The following is a 15,524-nucleotide window of genomic DNA, read 5'->3' as shown; positions in this document are numbered from 1 at the left end:
CACCTCCGGTCATTCAGTGGCTCTGGCCGCAGCGGCTTGACTTGTTAGGCACGCGAGATGTCTCTCGGGGGTAAGAAAATCGGGCCCGCCCCTAGAAAAGGAACGGACCCGAGAGCGCCCTAAAGGGGCGCGGGGAACTGCGCGACCAGCCACGACGAACCCGCAGCCGCCGGCCAAGCAGCACCCACCGGACGACTAGGCGTCCTTGGACTCCTCGGCCGGAGCCTCAACGGCGTCCTCGACCTTGGCCTCAGCAGCAACCTCGGCGTCCTTAGCGGCACGCTTGGTGGCAGCCTCAGCCTCACCCGTCGCAGCCTGTGCAACAGTCAGCGCCTCGACCAGCTCGATGACAGCCATGGGCGCGTTGTCGCCACGGCGGTTACCGATCTTGGTGATACGGGTGTAACCACCCGGACGGTTCTCGTACCGCGGGCCGATCTCGGTGAAGAGCGTGTGGACGACGCTCTTGTCCGTGATGACCTGGAGCACCTGACGGCGGTTGTGAAGGTCACCCTTCTTCGCCTTGGTCACCAGCCGCTCGGCGTACGGCCGCAGCCGGCGCGCCTTCGCCTCGGTGGTGGTGATCCGGCCGTGCTCGAAGAGCGCCTTCGCGAGGTTCGCGAGGAGCAGCTTCTCGTGCGCGGCACTGCCGCCCAGACGGGCACCCTTGGTGGGCTTCGGCATTTCTTTCTCCTGAGGTGTCTGCCCCGGCCGTGTCAGGTACCGGGGTCAGGAACCCGGTGAGCGGACGCTCACCGGCAACGACCGGTCAGTACTGGATCAGTACTGCTCGGTCTCCACGAAACCCGCGTCCGCGTCGTCGTCGGCGCCGAAGGCGTCGGCGGCGGCGGTCGGGTCGAATCCGGGCGGGCTGTCCTTGAGGGCCAGGCCCATGCCGGCCAGCTTCGCCTTGACCTCGTCGATCGACTTCGCACCGAAGTTGCGGATGTCGAGGAGGTCGGCCTCGGAACGCGCGACGAGCTCACCCACGGAGTGGATGCCCTCACGCTTGAGGCAGTTGTACGACCGAACGGTGAGCTCGAGCTCCTCGATCGGCAGCGCGAGATCGGCGGCGAGGGCGGCGTCCGTCGGGGACGGGCCCATGTCGATGCCCTCGGCGTCGATGTTCAGCTCACGCGCGAGACCGAACAGCTCGACCAGCGTCTTGCCCGCGGAGGCCATGGCGTCACGCGGACGCATCGCCTGCTTGGTCTCGACGTCGACGATCAGCTTGTCGAAGTCGGTGCGCTGCTCGACACGGGTCGCCTCGACCTTGTACGTGACCTTCAGCACCGGCGAGTAGATGGAGTCGACCGGGATCCGGCCGATCTCCTGGCCCACCTGCTTGTTCTGCACGGCGGAGACGTAACCGCGACCGCGCTCGACGGTCAGCTCCATCTCCAGCTTGCCCTTGCCGTTGAGCGTGGCGAGGACGAGGTCGGGGTTGTGCACCTCGACACCGGCCGGGGGCGCGATGTCGGCGGCGGTGACCAGGCCCGGGCCCTGCTTGCGCAGGTACATCACGACCGGCTCGTCGTGCTCCGAGGAGACGACCAGCTGCTTGATGTTGAGGATCAGGTCGGTGACGTCCTCCTTGACGCCCGGCACGGTGGTGAACTCGTGCAGGACACCGTCGATCCGGATGCTGGTGACAGCGGCACCGGGGATCGAGGAGAGGAGCGTACGGCGCAGGGAGTTGCCGAGGGTGTAGCCGAAGCCCGGCTCCAGCGGCTCGATCACGAACCGGGAGCGGAACTCGTCGACGACCTCTTCGGTCAACGAGGGACGCTGAGCGATCAGCATGAAACAAATCCTTCAGTCATGGGCGCCCACTATTTGACACCCGTACCACTGACAAGGGTACGGGCGATACGACCCCGAAGAGCCGTACCGCCCGAACCCCCGAAAACCAAAACGTCAAACGCGACGGCGCTTCGGCGGGCGGCAGCCGTTGTGCGGGGTCGGGGTGACGTCCTGGATGGAGCCGACCTCGAGACCCGTCGCCTGGAGCGAACGGATCGCGGTCTCACGACCGGCACCCGGGCCCTTGACGAACACGTCGACCTTGCGCATGCCGTGCTCCTGCGCGCGGCGGGCGGCCGACTCGGCGGCCATCTGCGCGGCGAACGGCGTGGACTTGCGGGAGCCCTTGAAGCCGACGTGGCCGGCGGAGGCCCAGGAGATCACGTTGCCGCTCGGGTCCGTGATGGACACGATCGTGTTGTTGAACGTGCTCTTGATGTGCGCCTGGCCGTGCGCGACATTCTTCTTTTCCTTGCGGCGCACCTTCTTGGCAGCGCCCTGACGACCCTTGGGGGGCATCTAGTTACTCCTACGGGGAGGTGGTCGGTCCTACAGCGAAGACCGCTGGTGAAGCGAAGTCCGCTGTGGACTACTTCTTGCCCGGCTTCTTCTTGCCGGCGATGGCGCGACGCGGGCCCTTGCGGGTGCGGGCGTTGGTGCTGGTGCGCTGACCGCGGACGGGCAGGCCACGACGGTGACGCAGACCCTGGTAGCAGCCGATCTCGACCTTGCGGCGGATGTCGGCCTGGATCTCGCGACGGAGGTCACCCTCGGTCTTGATGTTGCCGTCGACGTACTCGCGGATCGCGACGAGCTGCTCTTCGCTCAGGTCGCGGACGCGGGTGTTGGGGTCGATGCCGGTCGCGGCGAGGGTCTCCTGCGACAGGGTCCGGCCGATGCCGAACACGTAGGTGAGGGCGACCTCCACGCGCTTTTCGCGCGGGATGTCAACACCGGAAACGCGTGCCATTCAATGGCTCCTGGTGATCTTCGGAGGTCTTCCGCAAGACCGCGTCCCGACCGCCGTACCAGGTACGAATCGGGTCCCCGGCCTCCGAACCGGGGGTATCAGGGGCCGTGAACGGCACCTGGGTCCTGCGTATGAACAAATTCAGCTCGCGTCGCGCGAAGTTTCTGCGGGTGCAGAGGGTGAGGATCGGGTTGCGATCAGCCCTGGCGCTGCTTGTGGCGCGGGTTCTCGCAAATGATCATGACCCGGCCGTGACGGCGGATCACCCTGCACTTGTCGCAGATCTTCTTGACGCTCGGCTTGACCTTCATGGGATTGAGGTTCTCCGGGTCAGTTGCCATCGCCCCCGGGAAGAGGGGCTGGGCAAGATCTACTTGTACCGGTAGACGATCCGGCCACGGGTCAGGTCGTACGGAGAAAGCTCCACCACGACCCGGTCGTCAGGGAGGATACGGATGTAGTGCATCCGCATCTTGCCGCTGATGTGTGCCAGGACCTGGTGGCCGTTCTGGAGCTCGACCCTGAACATGGCGTTCGGCAGAGACTCGACGACAGTGCCCTCGATCTCGATGGCACCTTGCTTCTTGGCCACGCTTTGCCCTTCGAATCGACTACCTTGATCGACTGCCGTCCACTCGCCTGTCCGTATAAGGACACACGGGTACACGAGAGCCGACGAGTCAGTCTACGACAGGCCACTCGGAAAGACGAATCGAGTAAGGATGCCCTAGCTCAGAGATCCTTACACAAGCACTCAGCCCAGCGGATCGGGAGCGGCCTCGACGCCGAACTCCGCGAGCTTGGCCTTCCCCCCGTCGACGGCGGTCAGCACCAGCGGCCCCGCCTCGGTCAGCGCGACGCTGTGCTCCCAGTGCGAGGACCAGGTCCCGTCGGTCGTGATGACCGTCCAGTCGTCCTCGAGCACCTCGGTGCGCGGCGTCCCCAGCGAGACCATCGGCTCGATCGCGAGGCAGAACCCGGGGACCAGCTTCGGCCCCTTCCCGCGCTTGCGGTCGACGTAGTTCAGCAGGTGCGGGTCCATGTGCATCTCGGTGCCGATGCCGTGGCCGCCGTAGTCCTCGATGATCCCGTACCGCCCGCCGCCGGGCTTCGGCTGGCGGCGGATGTACGTCTCGATGGCCCGGGAGACGTCGACGAGCCGGTTGCCCAGCTTCATGGCGGCGATGCCGGCCCACATCGACTCCTCGGTCACCCGCGACAGCTCGACCAGCTCGGAAGCGTGCCCGGATCCGACGAAGGCGGTGTAGGCGGCGTCCCCGTGCCACCCGTCGACGATCGCCCCGCAGTCGATGGAGATGAGGTCCCCGTCCTTCAGGACGACCTCGTCGGAGGGGATGCCGTGGACGACGACGTCGTTGACGGAGGTGCAGATGGTCGCCGGGAACCCGCCGTAGCCGAGGAAGTTGGACTTCGCGCCGTGCTCGGCGAGCACCTTGCGCGCGACCTCGTCGAGATCCTTGGTCGAAGCCCCCGGCACTGCCGCTTCCCGCGTCGCCGCGTGAATGGCGGCGACGACCAGCCCCGCCACACGCATCTTGGCGATCTGCTCGGGGCTCTTGATCTGCACCATGGGGACTACGGCCTTTCTTGACCAGCGGGACGTACGAACACGCTCAACGATACGGCGACCACGAACCAGCCCGTCCGGCGCTTGAGGACAAGGCCCGTTCAGGGCCGTTACACGCGTCGGCCGCGACTCCCTTAACGGAATCGCGGCCGGACACGACAACAAGGCTAAACAGCGCCGTCCCCGCGCTTCAGCGCAACCAGCGCCCGCTGGGTGACCTCGTCCACCGGCCCCATCGCCTCGATCGTGACCACCAGGCCCTGCGCCTTGTAGTAGTCGATGATCGGCTCGGTCTGGGTGTGGTAGACCTCCAGCCGCGTGCGGACCGTTTCCTCGGAGTCGTCGTCGCGCTGGTACAGCTCCCCGCCGCAGACGTCGCAGACGCCGTCCACGGCCGGCTTCTTGTACGTCACGTGGAAGACGTGGGCGGAGTCGGTGCGGCAGACGCGGCGGCCCGCGATCCGCTTGACGACCTCGTCCTCGGGGGCCTCCAGGTCGAGGACCGCGTCCAGCTTGATGCCCTCGGTCTTCAGGACCTCGTCCAGCGCCTCGGCCTGGGAGACGTTGCGGGGGAAACCGTCGAGGAGGAAGCCGCCGGCGGCGTCGTCCTGCTCCATGCGGTCCTTGGCCATGGCGATGGTGACCTCGTCCGGGACGAGGTTGCCGGCATCCATGTAGGACTTCGCGAGTTTGCCCAGCTCGGTCTTCTGGCTGATGTTGGCGCGGAACAAGTCACCGGTGGAGATATGAGGAATGGAAAGCGTCTCGGAGAGCCGAGTCGCCTGCGTTCCCTTTCCAGCACCAGGCGGCCCGACGAGGACGATTCGCATCAGCGGAGGAACCCTTCGTAATTGCGCTGCTGGAGCTGGCTCTCGATCTGCTTCACCGTCTCGAGGCCGACACCCACGATGATCAGGATGCTGGTCCCGCCGAACGGGAAGTTCTGGTTTGCCCCGAAACCAACCAACGCCATCGTCGGGACGAGAGCGATCAGACCCAGGTACAGCGAACCCGGCCAGGTGATCCGGTTGAGCACGTAGGAGAGGTACTCAGCGGTCGGTCGGCCAGCCCGGATGCCCGGGATGAAGCCACCATACTTCTTCATGTTGTCGGCGACTTCTTCGGGGTTGAAGGAGATCGCGACGTAGAAGAAGGCGAAGAAGACGATCAGCAGGAAGTACAGGGTGATGTAGATCGGGTGGTCGCCGCGGGTCAGGTTGTCGTTGATCCACGTCTTCCAGCTCGCGTTGCCGCCGGAGAACTGGGCGATCAGCGCGGGGATGTAGAGCAGCGACGAGGCGAAGATGACCGGGATCACACCGGCCTGGTTGACCTTGAGCGGGATGTACGTCGACGTACCGCCGTAGGACCGGCGGCCGATCATGCGCTTCGCGTACTGGACCGGGATCCGGCGCTGGGCCTGCTCGACGAAGACCACCAGGGCGACCATGATCAGGCCGACCGCGATGACGGTGCCGAACTCGATCCAGCCGTCCGCGAGCTTGCCCTGCTTCTTGATGGCCCACAGCGCGGAGGGGAAGGTCGCGGCGATCGAGATGAACATCAGGATCGACATGCCGTTGCCGATGCCGCGGTCGGTGATCAGCTCACCGAGCCACATGACGACACAGGTGCCGGCGGTCATGCAGATCACCATGACGACGGTGGAGAAGATCGCGCGGTCCGGGACGATCTGGCTGGCCACGGAGCACCCGTTGAACAGGGCGCCGCTGCGGGCGGTGGCGACGAGGCCGGTGCCCTGGAGGATGGCGAGCGCCACGGTCAGATAACGGGTGTACTGCGTGATCTTCGTGGTGCCGGACTGCCCCTCCTTCTTCAGCGCCTCAAGGCGGGGGATCACCACGGTCAGCAGCTGGAGGATGATGCTCGCGGTGATGTACGGCATGATGCCGAGCGCGAAGATCGTGATCTGGAGCAGCGCGCCGCCGCTGAACATGTTGATCAGACCGAAGAGGCCCTGGTTGCCGGACGCCTCTTTGACACAGGTCTGCACGGACGAATAGTCGACGCCCGGGATCGGGACGTGGGTACCGACCCGGTAGACCACGATGATGCCGAGCGTGAAGAGCAGCTTCTTGCGCAGGTCGGGCGTCCTGAACGCCCGGGCGAACGCGGTGAGCACGGTGCCTCCTGCGACCCCCGCGCATCTGCGTCAAGGGTGACGGTCTTGAGGTTCGACGGTGTGGAAATGCAGCAACACAAACAGAAAACAGACAGCGCAGGCCACCTTACCGGCGACACTGCCCCCCTTGGAACGACCGACCGGGGATACCCCTTATGTGGGGTATCCCCGGTCGGGAATCGCTCATGTCATCGAGACGCCTGCGTAAGAGTCAGACGAGCTCGGTGACGGTGCCGCCGGCGGCGGTGATCTTCTCCTTGGCGGAGCCGGAGACGGCGTCGACCGTCACCTGCAACGCCACGGTGACCTCACCCTGGCCGAGCACCTTGACCAGCGCGTTCTTGCGAACGGCGCCCTTGGCCACCAGACCCTCGACGGTGACCTCGCCACCCTCGGGGTAGAGGGCGGCCAGCTTGTCGAGGTTCACGACCTGGTACTCGGTCTTGAACGGGTTCTTGAAGCCCTTGAGCTTCGGCAGACGCATGTGGAGGGGCATCTGCCCACCCTCGAAGCGCTCCGGAACCTGGTAACGGGCCTTGGTGCCCTTGGTACCACGACCGGCCGTCTTACCCTTCGACGCCTCACCACGACCGACACGGGTCTTGGCGGTCTTGGCGCCGGGGGCCGGACGGAGGTTGTGGATCTTGAGCGGGTTGCTTTCCGCCATGATCAGTCGACCTCCTCGACCGTCACGAGGTGGCGGACGGTGTGCACCATGCCGCGGAACTCGGGGCGGTCCTCCTTGACGACCACGTCGTTCAGGCGCTTGAGGCCCAGCGAACGAAGGGTGTCACGGTGGTTCTGCTTGCTGCCGATGTACGACTTCGTCTGCGTGATCTTGAGACGGGCCATTACGCACCCGCCCCGGCACGCGCCCGCAGCAGAGCCGCGGGAGCGACGTCCTCGAGGGGCAGACCGCGGCGGGCCGCGATCTCCTCGGGGCGCTGAAGACCCTTGAGGGCCTCCACCGTCGCGTGGACGATGTTGATCGCGTTGTCGGAGCCGAGCGACTTCGACAGCACGTCGTGAATACCGGCGCACTCGAGCACGGCGCGCACCGGACCACCGGCGATAACGCCGGTACCCGGGGAAGCCGGCTTCAGAAGGACGACGCCGGCCGCCTTCTCACCCTGGATGGGGTGCGGAATGGTGCCCTGGATACGGGGGACCTTGAAGAAGTGCTTCTTGGCCTCCTCAACACCCTTGGCGATGGCGGCCGGCACCTCCTTGGCCTTGCCGTAACCGACACCCACGGTGCCGTCACCGTCGCCCACCACGACCAGCGCGGTGAAGCTGAAACGACGACCACCCTTGACAACCTTGGCGACACGGTTGATCGCGACGACGCGCTCTACGTACGCGGTCTTCTCGGCGGCGGCAGCGCCACCGTCACGGCCCTTACGGTCCCGCCGCTCGCCGCCACCGGCGCCGCCACCGCGGCGCTGGGGTCCAGCCATTGGATTACCTCTCTCTTTCCGCTAGCTACGAGCGGCTCAGAACTTGAGCCCGGCTTCGCGGGCGGCGTCCGCCAGGGCGGCGATGCGCCCGGCGTACTGGTTGCCGCCACGGTCGAACACGACGGCCTCGACGCCCGCGGCCTTGGCGCGCTCGGCGACCAGGGCCCCGACCTGCTTGGCCTGCGTGGACTTGTCGCCCTCGCCACCGCGGATCGAGCTGTCCAGGGTGGACGCCGACGCAAGGGTGTGCCCCTTGAGGTCGTCGATCACCTGGGCCACGATGTGGCGGTTGGAGCGGGTAACGACCAGACGGGGACGCTCTTCCGTACCGTTGATCCGCTTGCGGATGCGCAGGTGACGGCGCTTGATCGCGGCGCGCTTGTAGGCGTCGCCCTTGAGGATCTTCTGTCCGTATGCCATGGCTTACTTACCCGCCTTTCCGACCTTGCGGCGAATGACTTCGCCCTCGTACTTGACGCCCTTGGCCTTGTACGGGTCGGGCTTGCGGAGCTTGCGGATGTTGGCCGCGACCTCGCCGACCTTCTGCTTGTCGATGCCCTCGACCTGGAACCGGGTCGGGGTCTCGACCTTGAAGGAGATACCTTCGGGGGCCTCGACCACGATCGGGTGGCTGTAACCGAGAGCGAACTCCAGGTTGGTGCCCTTGGCCTGGACGCGGTAACCGACGCCGCTGATCTCGAGCTTCTTCACGTAACCCTGGGTCACGCCGGTGATCATGTTCGCCACCAGCGTGCGGGACAGGCCGTGCAGGGCCTTGCTCTGACGCTCGTCGTTGGGGCGGGTGACGCTCAGCACGCCGTCCTCGCCCTTGGCGATGTCGATCGGTGCAGCGACGGTGTGGGTCAGCTCGCCCTTGGGGCCCTTGACCTTCACCGTGCGGCCGTCGATGGTGACGTCCACGCCGGCGGGAACCGCGATGGGGAGCTTGCCGATGCGCGACATAGCTGTTTCCTCCGTTCCCTTCTGCTACCAGACGTAGGCGAGAACTTCTCCGCCTACGCCCTTCTTGCCGGCCTGCTTGTCGGTGAGGAGCCCGTGCGACGTGGAGATGATCGCCACGCCGAGGCCGCCCAGCACCTTCGGCAGGGAGGTGGACTTCGCGTACACCCGGAGACCGGGCTTGGAGATCCGCTTGATGCCCGCGATGGAGCGCTCACGGTTCGGGCCGAACTTCAGCTCGAGGGTGAGGTTCTTGCCGACCTCGGCGTCCTCGACCTTCCAGCCCGTGATGAAGCCCTCCTGCTGGAGGATCTCCGCGATGTGCGACTTGATCTTGGACGCCGGCATCGTCACGGAGTCGTGGTACGCCGAGTTCGCGTTCCGCAGACGCGTCAGCATGTCTGCGATCGGATCAGTCATGGTCATGAATTGGCCTGTGGCCTTTCTCGCCGGGGTTTCCTATATGCGCCATCCCTCTCCTCGTATCTCCCCGGACGGATCCGGGGGACGAGACGGGTGCGGTGCGGGGACCTACGGCGTAGTAAGTCGTGTGGGCGGCAGAGGCCCAACCCTCCCAGCCTAAGCCATGGAAGGCGGGCCTCTTACCAGCCCAGTTGCTTACCGAGAGGTCCAGGAGTCCCTAAAAGAGGGGACTACCAGGAGCTCTTGGTCACGCCCGGCAGCTCGCCACGGTGAGCCATCTCACGAAGGCACACGCGGCAGAGGCCGAACTTGCGGTACACGGAGTGCGGACGGCCGCAGCGCTGGCAGCGCGTGTAGCCACGCACACCGAACTTGGGCTTGCGGGCGGCCTTGGCAATCAGAGCCTTCTTCGCCATCTCGCTCACGCCTCCTTGAACGGGAAGCCGAGGTGACGAAGGAGCGCGCGGCCCTCAGCGTCGTTGGTCGCCGTGGTCACCACGGTGATGTCCATACCCCGGGTACGGTCGATCTTGTCCTGGTCGATCTCGTGGAACATGACCTGCTCCGTGAGACCGAAGGTGTAGTTGCCACGGCCGTCGAACTGCTTGGGGGACAGACCGCGGAAGTCGCGGATGCGCGGCAGCGCGAGCGACAGGGTGCGGTCCAGGAACTCCCACATGCGGTCGCCACGGAGCGTGACGTGGGCACCGATCGGCTGGCCCTCACGCAGCTTGAACTGCGCGATGGACTTACGGGCCTTGGTGACGGCCGGCTTCTGACCGGTGATCGTGGTCAGGTCGCGGATCGCGCCCTCGATCAGCTTCGAGTCACGGGCGGCGTCGCCGACACCCATGTTGACCACGATCTTGACGAGACCGGGGATCTGCATGACGTTCTCGTACTTGAACTCGTCGTGCAGCTTGCCCGCGATCTCCTCGCGGTACTTCGTCTTGAGACGCGGAGTGGTGGTGGTAGCCATCAGATGTCCTCACCCGTCCGCTTGGCAACGCGGATCTTGTTGCCCTCGTCGTCGAAGCGGTAACCGACCCGCGTGACAACCTTGTTGCCGTCCTTCTCCACGACCAGCTGGACGTTGGAGACGTGGATCGGCGCCTCGGTGGTGACGATGCCGCCGGCCTGCGAACCCTTGGCGGTGGGGCCGGCCTTGGTGTGCTTCTTGACCCGGTTGACACCCTCGACCAGGACGCGGTCCTCGCGGGGGAAGGCCGCGATGACCTTGCCCTGCTTGCCCTTGTCCTTACCGGTGATGACCTGGACCAGGTCGCCCTTCTTGATCTTCATGCTTACAGCACCTCCGGCGCGAGCGAGATGATCTTCATGAACTTCTTCTCGCGCAGCTCACGGCCGACGGGGCCGAAGATACGGGTGCCGCGAGGGTCGCCGTCGTTCTTCAGAATGACGGCGGCGTTCTCGTCGAAGCGGATGTACGAGCCGTCCGGACGGCGGCGCTCCTTGACGGTGCGAACGATGACCGCCTTGACGACGTCACCCTTCTTCACGTTGCCGCCGGGGATCGCGTCCTTGACGGTGGCGACGATGACGTCACCGATGCCCGCGTAGCGGCGACCGGAGCCACCGAGCACACGGATGCAAAGGATCTCCTTCGCACCAGTGTTGTCGGCGACACGCAGCCGCGACTCCTGCTGGATCACGTCTATCTCCTGATTGTCTGCCGGTTCCCCGGGGGCCTCTCACAGAGAGCGGCCCCCGGAGCCTGGCGGAACTGTCCTGCGAGGAATGCCCCGCAGGAGTCTTACTTGGCCTTTTCGAGGATCTCGACGATGCGCCAGCGCTTCGTCGCGGACAGCGGCCGGGTCTCCATGAGGAGGACACGGTCGCCGACACCCGCGGCGTTCTGCTCGTCGTGCGCCTTGAGCTTGCTCGTACGGCGGATGACCTTGCCGTACAGCGCGTGCTTGACGCGGTCCTCGACGGCGACGACGACGGTCTTGTCCATCTTGTCGCTGACGACGAGACCCTCACGGGTCTTGCGGAAGCCGCGCGCCTCAGTGGTCTCGGTCACGTTGTTCTCGCTCATCAGGCGCTCTCCACCGTCTCGATGCCCAGCTCGCGCTCACGCATCAGGGTGTAGATCCGCGCGATGTCCTTACGGACGGCCTTGAGCCGGCCGTGGTTTTCGAGCTGGCCCGTCGCCGCCTGGAAGCGGAGGTTGAACAGCTCTTCCTTGGCTTCGCGGAGCTTGTTGAGCAGCTCCTCGTCACCCAGTTCGCGCAGCTCGGACGCCTTGGTACCGGCCGACATCACGCTTCACCTGCCTCGCGCTTGACGATCCGGCACTTCATCGGCAGCTTGTGGGCCGCACGGGTCAGCGCCTCACGGGCGATCTTCTCGTTGGGGTACGACAGCTCGAACATGACGCGTCCGGGCTTGACGTTGGCGATCCACCACTCCGGAGAACCCTTACCGGAACCCATGCGGGTCTCGGCGGGCTTCTTGGTGAGCGGACGGTCCGGGTAGATGTTGATCCAGACCTTGCCGCCACGCTTGATGTGGCGGGTCATGGCGATACGAGCCGCTTCGATCTGACGGTTCGTGACGTACGCCGGAGTCAGCGCCTGGATGCCGTACTCGCCGAACGCGACCGTCGTACCGCCCTTGGCGGCACCGTCCCGCTTGGGGTGGTGCTGCTTGCGGTGCTTGACCCTACGGGGGATCAGCATTTCGGTCAGGCCTCCGTTCCGGTGCTTTCGGCAGCCGGAGCGGCGGCGGGGGCCTCGGCCACGGGGGCCTCGGCACCGGCGGCCTGCTGCTGCGGCTTACGACCGCGCCGCTCGCCACCGCGGCCACCACGGGCCGGGCGGTCGTTGCCGCCGCCACCACGGGCCGGGCGGTTGCCGGCGCGGGCAGCGGCGTTCTCGGCGCGGACCTCGGCGATGTTCTTGACGTCGCCCTTGTAGATCCAGACCTTCACACCGATACGGCCGAAGGTCGTCTTGGCCTCGAAGAAGCCGTAGTCCACGTTCGCGCGGAGGGTGTGCAGGGGCACACGGCCCTCGCGGTAGAACTCCGAGCGGGACATCTCGGCGCCGCCGAGGCGGCCACCGCACTGGATCTTGATGCCCTTGGCGCCGGCCTTCATCGCCGACTGCATGCTCTTGCGCATGGCACGGCGGAAGGAGACGCGGGAGGAGAGCTGCTCGGCGACGGCCTGGGCCACCAGCTGAGCGTCCGTCTCCGGGTTCTTGACCTCGAGGATGTTCAGCTGGACCTGCTTGCCGGTCAGCTTCTCCAGGTCACCGCGGATACGGTCGGCCTCGGCGCCGCGGCGGCCGATGACGATGCCGGGACGCGCGGTGTGGATGTCCACGCGGACACGGTCACGGGTGCGCTCGATCTCCACCTTGGAGATACCGGCGCGCTCCATGCCGGACGTCATCATCCGACGGATGGCGACGTCTTCCTTGACGTAGTCCTTGTACAGCTTGTCGGCGTACCAACGCGACTTGAAGTCGGTCGTGACACCGAGCCGGAACCCATGCGGGTTAACCTTCTGGCCCATTACCGGGTTCCTTCCTTGCTGCTGACGACCACGGTGATGTGGCTGGTCCGCTTGCGGATCCGGTAGGCACGGCCCTGGGCGCGCGGACGGAACCGCTTCAGGGTCGGGCCCTCGTCGACGTACGCCTCGCTGATGAACAGCGAGGAGGCGTCCGGGTGGTCGTAGTTGTGCGCGGCGTTGGCGATGGCGCTGTCGAGCACCTTGCCCACCGGCTCAGAAGCTGCCTGCGGAGCGAATCGCAGAACAGCCTGGGCCTCCGTGGCGTCCATGCCACGGATGAGGTCCACCACACGGCGGGCCTTCATGGGCGTGACGCGGATGTACCGCGCCTGGGCCCTGGCTTCCATGGTTGTCCCTTCAGAGTTACTTACTTGTCTGATGCGATCCGCGCCTAGCGGCGCTTCGACTTCCGGTCGTCCTTGACGTGACCCCGGAAGGTACGCGTCGGCGAGAACTCGCCGAGCTTGTGCCCGACCATCGACTCGGTGACGAACACCGGGACGTGGATCTTGCCGTTGTGCACCGCGATGGTGTGACCCAGCATGCTGGGGATGATCATCGAGCGCCGGGACCAGGTCTTGATGACGTTCTTGGAACCGGCTTCGTTCTGAGCGTCCACCTTCTTGACGAGGTGGCCGTCGACGAAGGGCCCCTTCTTGAGACTGCGCGGCATCTGAACCCGCTCCTAGCGCTTCTTGTTCGTCTTGCGGCGGCGGACGATGTACTTGCTCGAAGCCTTCTTCGGCGAGCGAGTACGACCCTCCTTCTGACCCCAGGGGCTGACCGGGTGGCGACCACCGGAGGTCTTGCCCTCACCACCACCGTGGGGGTGGTCAACCGGGTTCATCGCCACACCGCGAACGGTCGGGCGGACACCGAGCCAGCGCTTGCGGCCGGCCTTGCCCCAGTTGATGTTCGACTGCTCGGCGTTGCCGACCTCGCCGACGGTGGCGCGGCAGCGGACGTCGACCAGGCGGATCTCACCGGACGGCATGCGCAGGTGGGCGTAGGCGCCCTCCTTCGCCAGCAGCTGCACGGAGGCACCGGCGGAGCGGGCGAACTTGGCGCCGCCACCGGGACGAAGCTCCACGGAGTGGATCGTCGTACCGACGGGGATGTTGCGCAGCGCGAGGTTGTTGCCCGGCTTGATGTCGGCGGCGGGACCGTTCTCGATCCGGTCGCCCTGCGTCAGACCCTTCGGCGCCAGGATGTAGCGCTTCTCGCCGTCCGCGTAGTGGAGCAGCGCGATGCGCGCGGTGCGGTTGGGGTCGTACTCGATGTGCGCGACCTTCGCCGGCACGCCGTCCTTGTCATGGCGACGGAAGTCGATGACACGGTAGGCGCGCTTGTGGCCACCACCCTGGTGGCGGACGGTCACACGCCCGGAGTTGTTACGGCCACCCTTGCTGTGCAGGGGGCGGACCAGCGACTTCTCCGGCGTGGACCGCGTGATCTCGACGAAGTCGGCGACGCTGGAGCCGCGACGGCCCGGCGTAGTCGGCTTGTACTTGCGGATTCCCATTTCTCAGTCCTCGTCCGATATCGGACGATCCGACCCGCTTAAGCGGTCGGACCGCCGAAGATGTCGATACGGTCGCCCTCGGCAAGGGTCACGATCGCGCGCTTGGAGCCCGCGCGCTGACCGAAACCGGTCTTGGTGCGCTTGCGCTTGCCCTGGCGGTTGAGCGTGTTGACCCCGGTGACCGTGACCGAGAAGACCGCCTGGACGGCCTGCTTGATCTGGGTCTTGTTGGCGTTCGGGTCGACGATGAACGTGTACTTGTTCTCGTCCAGGAGCGCGTAGCTCTTCTCCGACACGACCGGCTTCAGCAGGACGTCACGGGGGTCCGTGTACGCCTTGCTGGGCGCGGTGACGACGGTGTTCTTGCCCTCGGTGGCGTGGCGGCGCGCCTTGGCGACCCGCGCGGCCTTCGCGGCCTTGGCGGCCTTCGAGGCGATGGAGGGGTGACGGACGGCCATCAGACCTCAGTCCCTTCGGCGTCGTTGGCCTTGTTCGGGCCGGACACGAAGGACTCGAAAGCGGCCTGGGTGAAGACCACGTCGTCGGAGACGATCACGTCGTACGTGTTCAGCTGGCCCGGCTCCAGGATGTGGACCTGGGGCAGGTTGCGGGCGGACAGCCACGCGGCCTCGTCGGCGCGCTCGACGACCAGGAGCAGGTTCTTGCGCTCCGAGATCTTGCCGAACAGCGTGCGAGCGGCCTTCGTGGAGGGCGCCTCGCCCGCGATCACGCCGGTGACGACGTGGATGCGGTTGTGGCGGGCCCGGTCGGTGAGGGCGTGGCGCAGGGCCGCAGCCTTCATCTTCTTCGGGGTCCGCTGCGAGTAGTCACGCGGCTGGGGGCCGTGCACGACGCCACCGCCGGCGAACTGCGGCGCGCGGGTCGAACCCTGACGGGCGCGGCCGGTGCCCTTCTGGCGGTACGGCTTCTTGCCGCCACCACGGACCTCGCCACGGGTCTTGGTCTTGTGCGTGCCCTGGCGGGCAGCCGCGTTCTGCGCGACGACGACCTGGTGGATCAGCGGGATGCTGATCTTCTCCACGCCGAAGATCTCCGCGGGGAGTTCGACGCTTCCGGTCTTCTCGCCGGCAGGCGAAAGGATGTCAACAGTGCTCAT

General features: G+C 66.2%; 28 protein-coding genes. All 28 read right to left on the bottom strand.

Annotation, left to right across the window (positions count from 1 at the left end; translation table 11 throughout):
* Window positions 1–195: 195 nt before the first annotated feature.
* Window positions 196–684 carry a 50S ribosomal protein L17 gene (gene rplQ / locus ACYUD3_RS31645; RefSeq protein ID WP_470977377.1) on the bottom strand — a complete coding sequence of 163 codons (489 nt, stop codon included), beginning with the start codon at window positions 682–684 and terminating at the stop codon, window positions 196–198.
* 96 nt (window positions 685–780) lie between these two features.
* A complete protein-coding gene (locus ACYUD3_RS31640; RefSeq protein WP_003966937.1) occupies window positions 781–1,803 on the bottom strand; it encodes a DNA-directed RNA polymerase subunit alpha in 1,023 nt (340 codons plus the stop codon).
* A gap of 114 nt (window positions 1,804–1,917) precedes the next feature.
* Window positions 1,918–2,322, bottom strand: a complete 405-nt coding sequence (rpsK, locus tag ACYUD3_RS31635; RefSeq protein ID WP_055718826.1) for a 30S ribosomal protein S11 — start codon at window positions 2,320–2,322, stop codon at window positions 1,918–1,920.
* Window positions 2,323–2,392: 70 nt separating this feature from the next.
* Window positions 2,393–2,773 (bottom strand): 30S ribosomal protein S13, encoded by a 381-nt coding sequence (gene rpsM, locus ACYUD3_RS31630; RefSeq protein WP_470977374.1) that lies wholly within the window; start codon window positions 2,771–2,773, stop codon window positions 2,393–2,395.
* A gap of 197 nt (window positions 2,774–2,970) precedes the next feature.
* Window positions 2,971–3,084, bottom strand: coding sequence for a 50S ribosomal protein L36 (rpmJ, locus tag ACYUD3_RS31625; protein WP_004984509.1), 114 nt, complete (start codon window positions 3,082–3,084; stop codon window positions 2,971–2,973).
* 59 nt (window positions 3,085–3,143) lie between these two features.
* Window positions 3,144–3,365 carry a translation initiation factor IF-1 gene (infA, locus tag ACYUD3_RS31620; RefSeq protein ID WP_004927214.1) on the bottom strand — a complete coding sequence of 74 codons (222 nt, stop codon included), beginning with the start codon at window positions 3,363–3,365 and terminating at the stop codon, window positions 3,144–3,146.
* A gap of 162 nt (window positions 3,366–3,527) precedes the next feature.
* Window positions 3,528–4,364 carry a type I methionyl aminopeptidase gene (gene map, locus ACYUD3_RS31615; protein WP_470977371.1) on the bottom strand — a complete coding sequence of 279 codons (837 nt, stop codon included), beginning with the start codon at window positions 4,362–4,364 and terminating at the stop codon, window positions 3,528–3,530.
* Window positions 4,365–4,528: 164 nt separating this feature from the next.
* A complete protein-coding gene (locus ACYUD3_RS31610; protein WP_470977368.1) occupies window positions 4,529–5,191 on the bottom strand; it encodes an adenylate kinase in 663 nt (220 codons plus the stop codon).
* Window positions 5,191–6,504, bottom strand: coding sequence for a preprotein translocase subunit SecY (secY, locus tag ACYUD3_RS31605; RefSeq protein WP_470977365.1), 1,314 nt, complete (start codon window positions 6,502–6,504; stop codon window positions 5,191–5,193). Before secY ends, ACYUD3_RS31610 begins: the two co-directional genes overlap by 1 nt.
* Before the next feature lie 211 nt (window positions 6,505–6,715).
* Entirely contained in the window at window positions 6,716–7,171 is a 456-nt protein-coding gene (gene rplO, locus ACYUD3_RS31600) for a 50S ribosomal protein L15 (protein ID WP_470977362.1), read from the bottom strand.
* A gap of 2 nt (window positions 7,172–7,173) precedes the next feature.
* A complete protein-coding gene (rpmD, locus tag ACYUD3_RS31595; protein WP_005313525.1) occupies window positions 7,174–7,356 on the bottom strand; it encodes a 50S ribosomal protein L30 in 183 nt (60 codons plus the stop codon).
* Window positions 7,356–7,961 carry a 30S ribosomal protein S5 gene (rpsE, locus tag ACYUD3_RS31590; RefSeq protein WP_009190144.1) on the bottom strand — a complete coding sequence of 202 codons (606 nt, stop codon included), beginning with the start codon at window positions 7,959–7,961 and terminating at the stop codon, window positions 7,356–7,358. Before rpsE ends, rpmD begins: the two co-directional genes overlap by 1 nt.
* Window positions 7,962–7,997: 36 nt before the next feature.
* Window positions 7,998–8,381 (bottom strand): 50S ribosomal protein L18, encoded by a 384-nt coding sequence (rplR, locus tag ACYUD3_RS31585; protein ID WP_470977359.1) that lies wholly within the window; start codon window positions 8,379–8,381, stop codon window positions 7,998–8,000.
* A 3-nt stretch (window positions 8,382–8,384) separates the two neighbouring features.
* A complete protein-coding gene (rplF, locus tag ACYUD3_RS31580; RefSeq protein WP_470977356.1) occupies window positions 8,385–8,924 on the bottom strand; it encodes a 50S ribosomal protein L6 in 540 nt (179 codons plus the stop codon).
* Window positions 8,925–8,948: 24 nt separating this feature from the next.
* Window positions 8,949–9,347, bottom strand: coding sequence for a 30S ribosomal protein S8 (rpsH, locus tag ACYUD3_RS31575; RefSeq protein WP_030788259.1), 399 nt, complete (start codon window positions 9,345–9,347; stop codon window positions 8,949–8,951).
* A 227-nt stretch (window positions 9,348–9,574) separates the two neighbouring features.
* Window positions 9,575–9,760: a type Z 30S ribosomal protein S14 gene (locus ACYUD3_RS31570; protein ID WP_003948630.1), complete on the bottom strand. Its 186-nt coding sequence runs from the start codon at window positions 9,758–9,760 to the stop codon at window positions 9,575–9,577.
* A 5-nt stretch (window positions 9,761–9,765) separates the two neighbouring features.
* Window positions 9,766–10,323, bottom strand: a complete 558-nt coding sequence (gene rplE / locus ACYUD3_RS31565) for a 50S ribosomal protein L5 (protein WP_470977353.1) — start codon at window positions 10,321–10,323, stop codon at window positions 9,766–9,768.
* Window positions 10,323–10,646: a 50S ribosomal protein L24 gene (rplX, locus tag ACYUD3_RS31560; RefSeq protein ID WP_030039760.1), complete on the bottom strand. Its 324-nt coding sequence runs from the start codon at window positions 10,644–10,646 to the stop codon at window positions 10,323–10,325. Before rplX ends, rplE begins: the two co-directional genes overlap by 1 nt.
* 2 nt (window positions 10,647–10,648) lie before the next feature.
* Window positions 10,649–11,017, bottom strand: a complete 369-nt coding sequence (rplN, locus tag ACYUD3_RS31555; protein ID WP_003998823.1) for a 50S ribosomal protein L14 — start codon at window positions 11,015–11,017, stop codon at window positions 10,649–10,651.
* Between the two features lie 101 nt (window positions 11,018–11,118).
* Window positions 11,119–11,403: a 30S ribosomal protein S17 gene (rpsQ, locus tag ACYUD3_RS31550; protein ID WP_470977350.1), complete on the bottom strand. Its 285-nt coding sequence runs from the start codon at window positions 11,401–11,403 to the stop codon at window positions 11,119–11,121.
* Window positions 11,403–11,627 carry a 50S ribosomal protein L29 gene (gene rpmC / locus ACYUD3_RS31545; RefSeq protein ID WP_005481220.1) on the bottom strand — a complete coding sequence of 75 codons (225 nt, stop codon included), beginning with the start codon at window positions 11,625–11,627 and terminating at the stop codon, window positions 11,403–11,405. Before rpmC ends, rpsQ begins: the two co-directional genes overlap by 1 nt.
* On the bottom strand, window positions 11,627–12,046 hold the full coding sequence (gene rplP, locus ACYUD3_RS31540; protein ID WP_103837549.1) for a 50S ribosomal protein L16: 420 nt from the start codon (window positions 12,044–12,046) through the stop codon (window positions 11,627–11,629). The genes rpmC and rplP overlap by 1 nt, the downstream gene beginning before the upstream one ends.
* Window positions 12,047–12,051: 5 nt before the next feature.
* A complete protein-coding gene (gene rpsC, locus ACYUD3_RS31535) occupies window positions 12,052–12,885 on the bottom strand; it encodes a 30S ribosomal protein S3 (protein WP_470977347.1) in 834 nt (277 codons plus the stop codon).
* The gene (gene rplV / locus ACYUD3_RS31530) at window positions 12,885–13,232 is read right to left on the bottom strand and encodes a 50S ribosomal protein L22 (RefSeq protein ID WP_006347229.1); all 348 of its coding nucleotides are present in this window, start codon (window positions 13,230–13,232) and stop codon (window positions 12,885–12,887) included. Before rplV ends, rpsC begins: the two co-directional genes overlap by 1 nt.
* Before the next feature lie 44 nt (window positions 13,233–13,276).
* The gene (rpsS, locus tag ACYUD3_RS31525; protein WP_470977344.1) at window positions 13,277–13,558 is read right to left on the bottom strand and encodes a 30S ribosomal protein S19; all 282 of its coding nucleotides are present in this window, start codon (window positions 13,556–13,558) and stop codon (window positions 13,277–13,279) included.
* Between the two features lie 12 nt (window positions 13,559–13,570).
* Window positions 13,571–14,407, bottom strand: coding sequence for a 50S ribosomal protein L2 (gene rplB / locus ACYUD3_RS31520; protein WP_470977341.1), 837 nt, complete (start codon window positions 14,405–14,407; stop codon window positions 13,571–13,573).
* Between the two features lie 38 nt (window positions 14,408–14,445).
* Window positions 14,446–14,865, bottom strand: coding sequence for a 50S ribosomal protein L23 (rplW, locus tag ACYUD3_RS31515; RefSeq protein WP_470977338.1), 420 nt, complete (start codon window positions 14,863–14,865; stop codon window positions 14,446–14,448).
* Window positions 14,865–15,524, bottom strand: a complete 660-nt coding sequence (gene rplD, locus ACYUD3_RS31510; protein WP_470977335.1) for a 50S ribosomal protein L4 — start codon at window positions 15,522–15,524, stop codon at window positions 14,865–14,867. The genes rplW and rplD overlap by 1 nt, the downstream gene beginning before the upstream one ends.

It is taken from the genome of Streptomyces sp. AMJ-169 (assembly GCF_055597585.1).
Note: the sequence above shows the minus strand (reverse complement) of the source record. Positions and strands in the feature narration are given on the sequence as shown.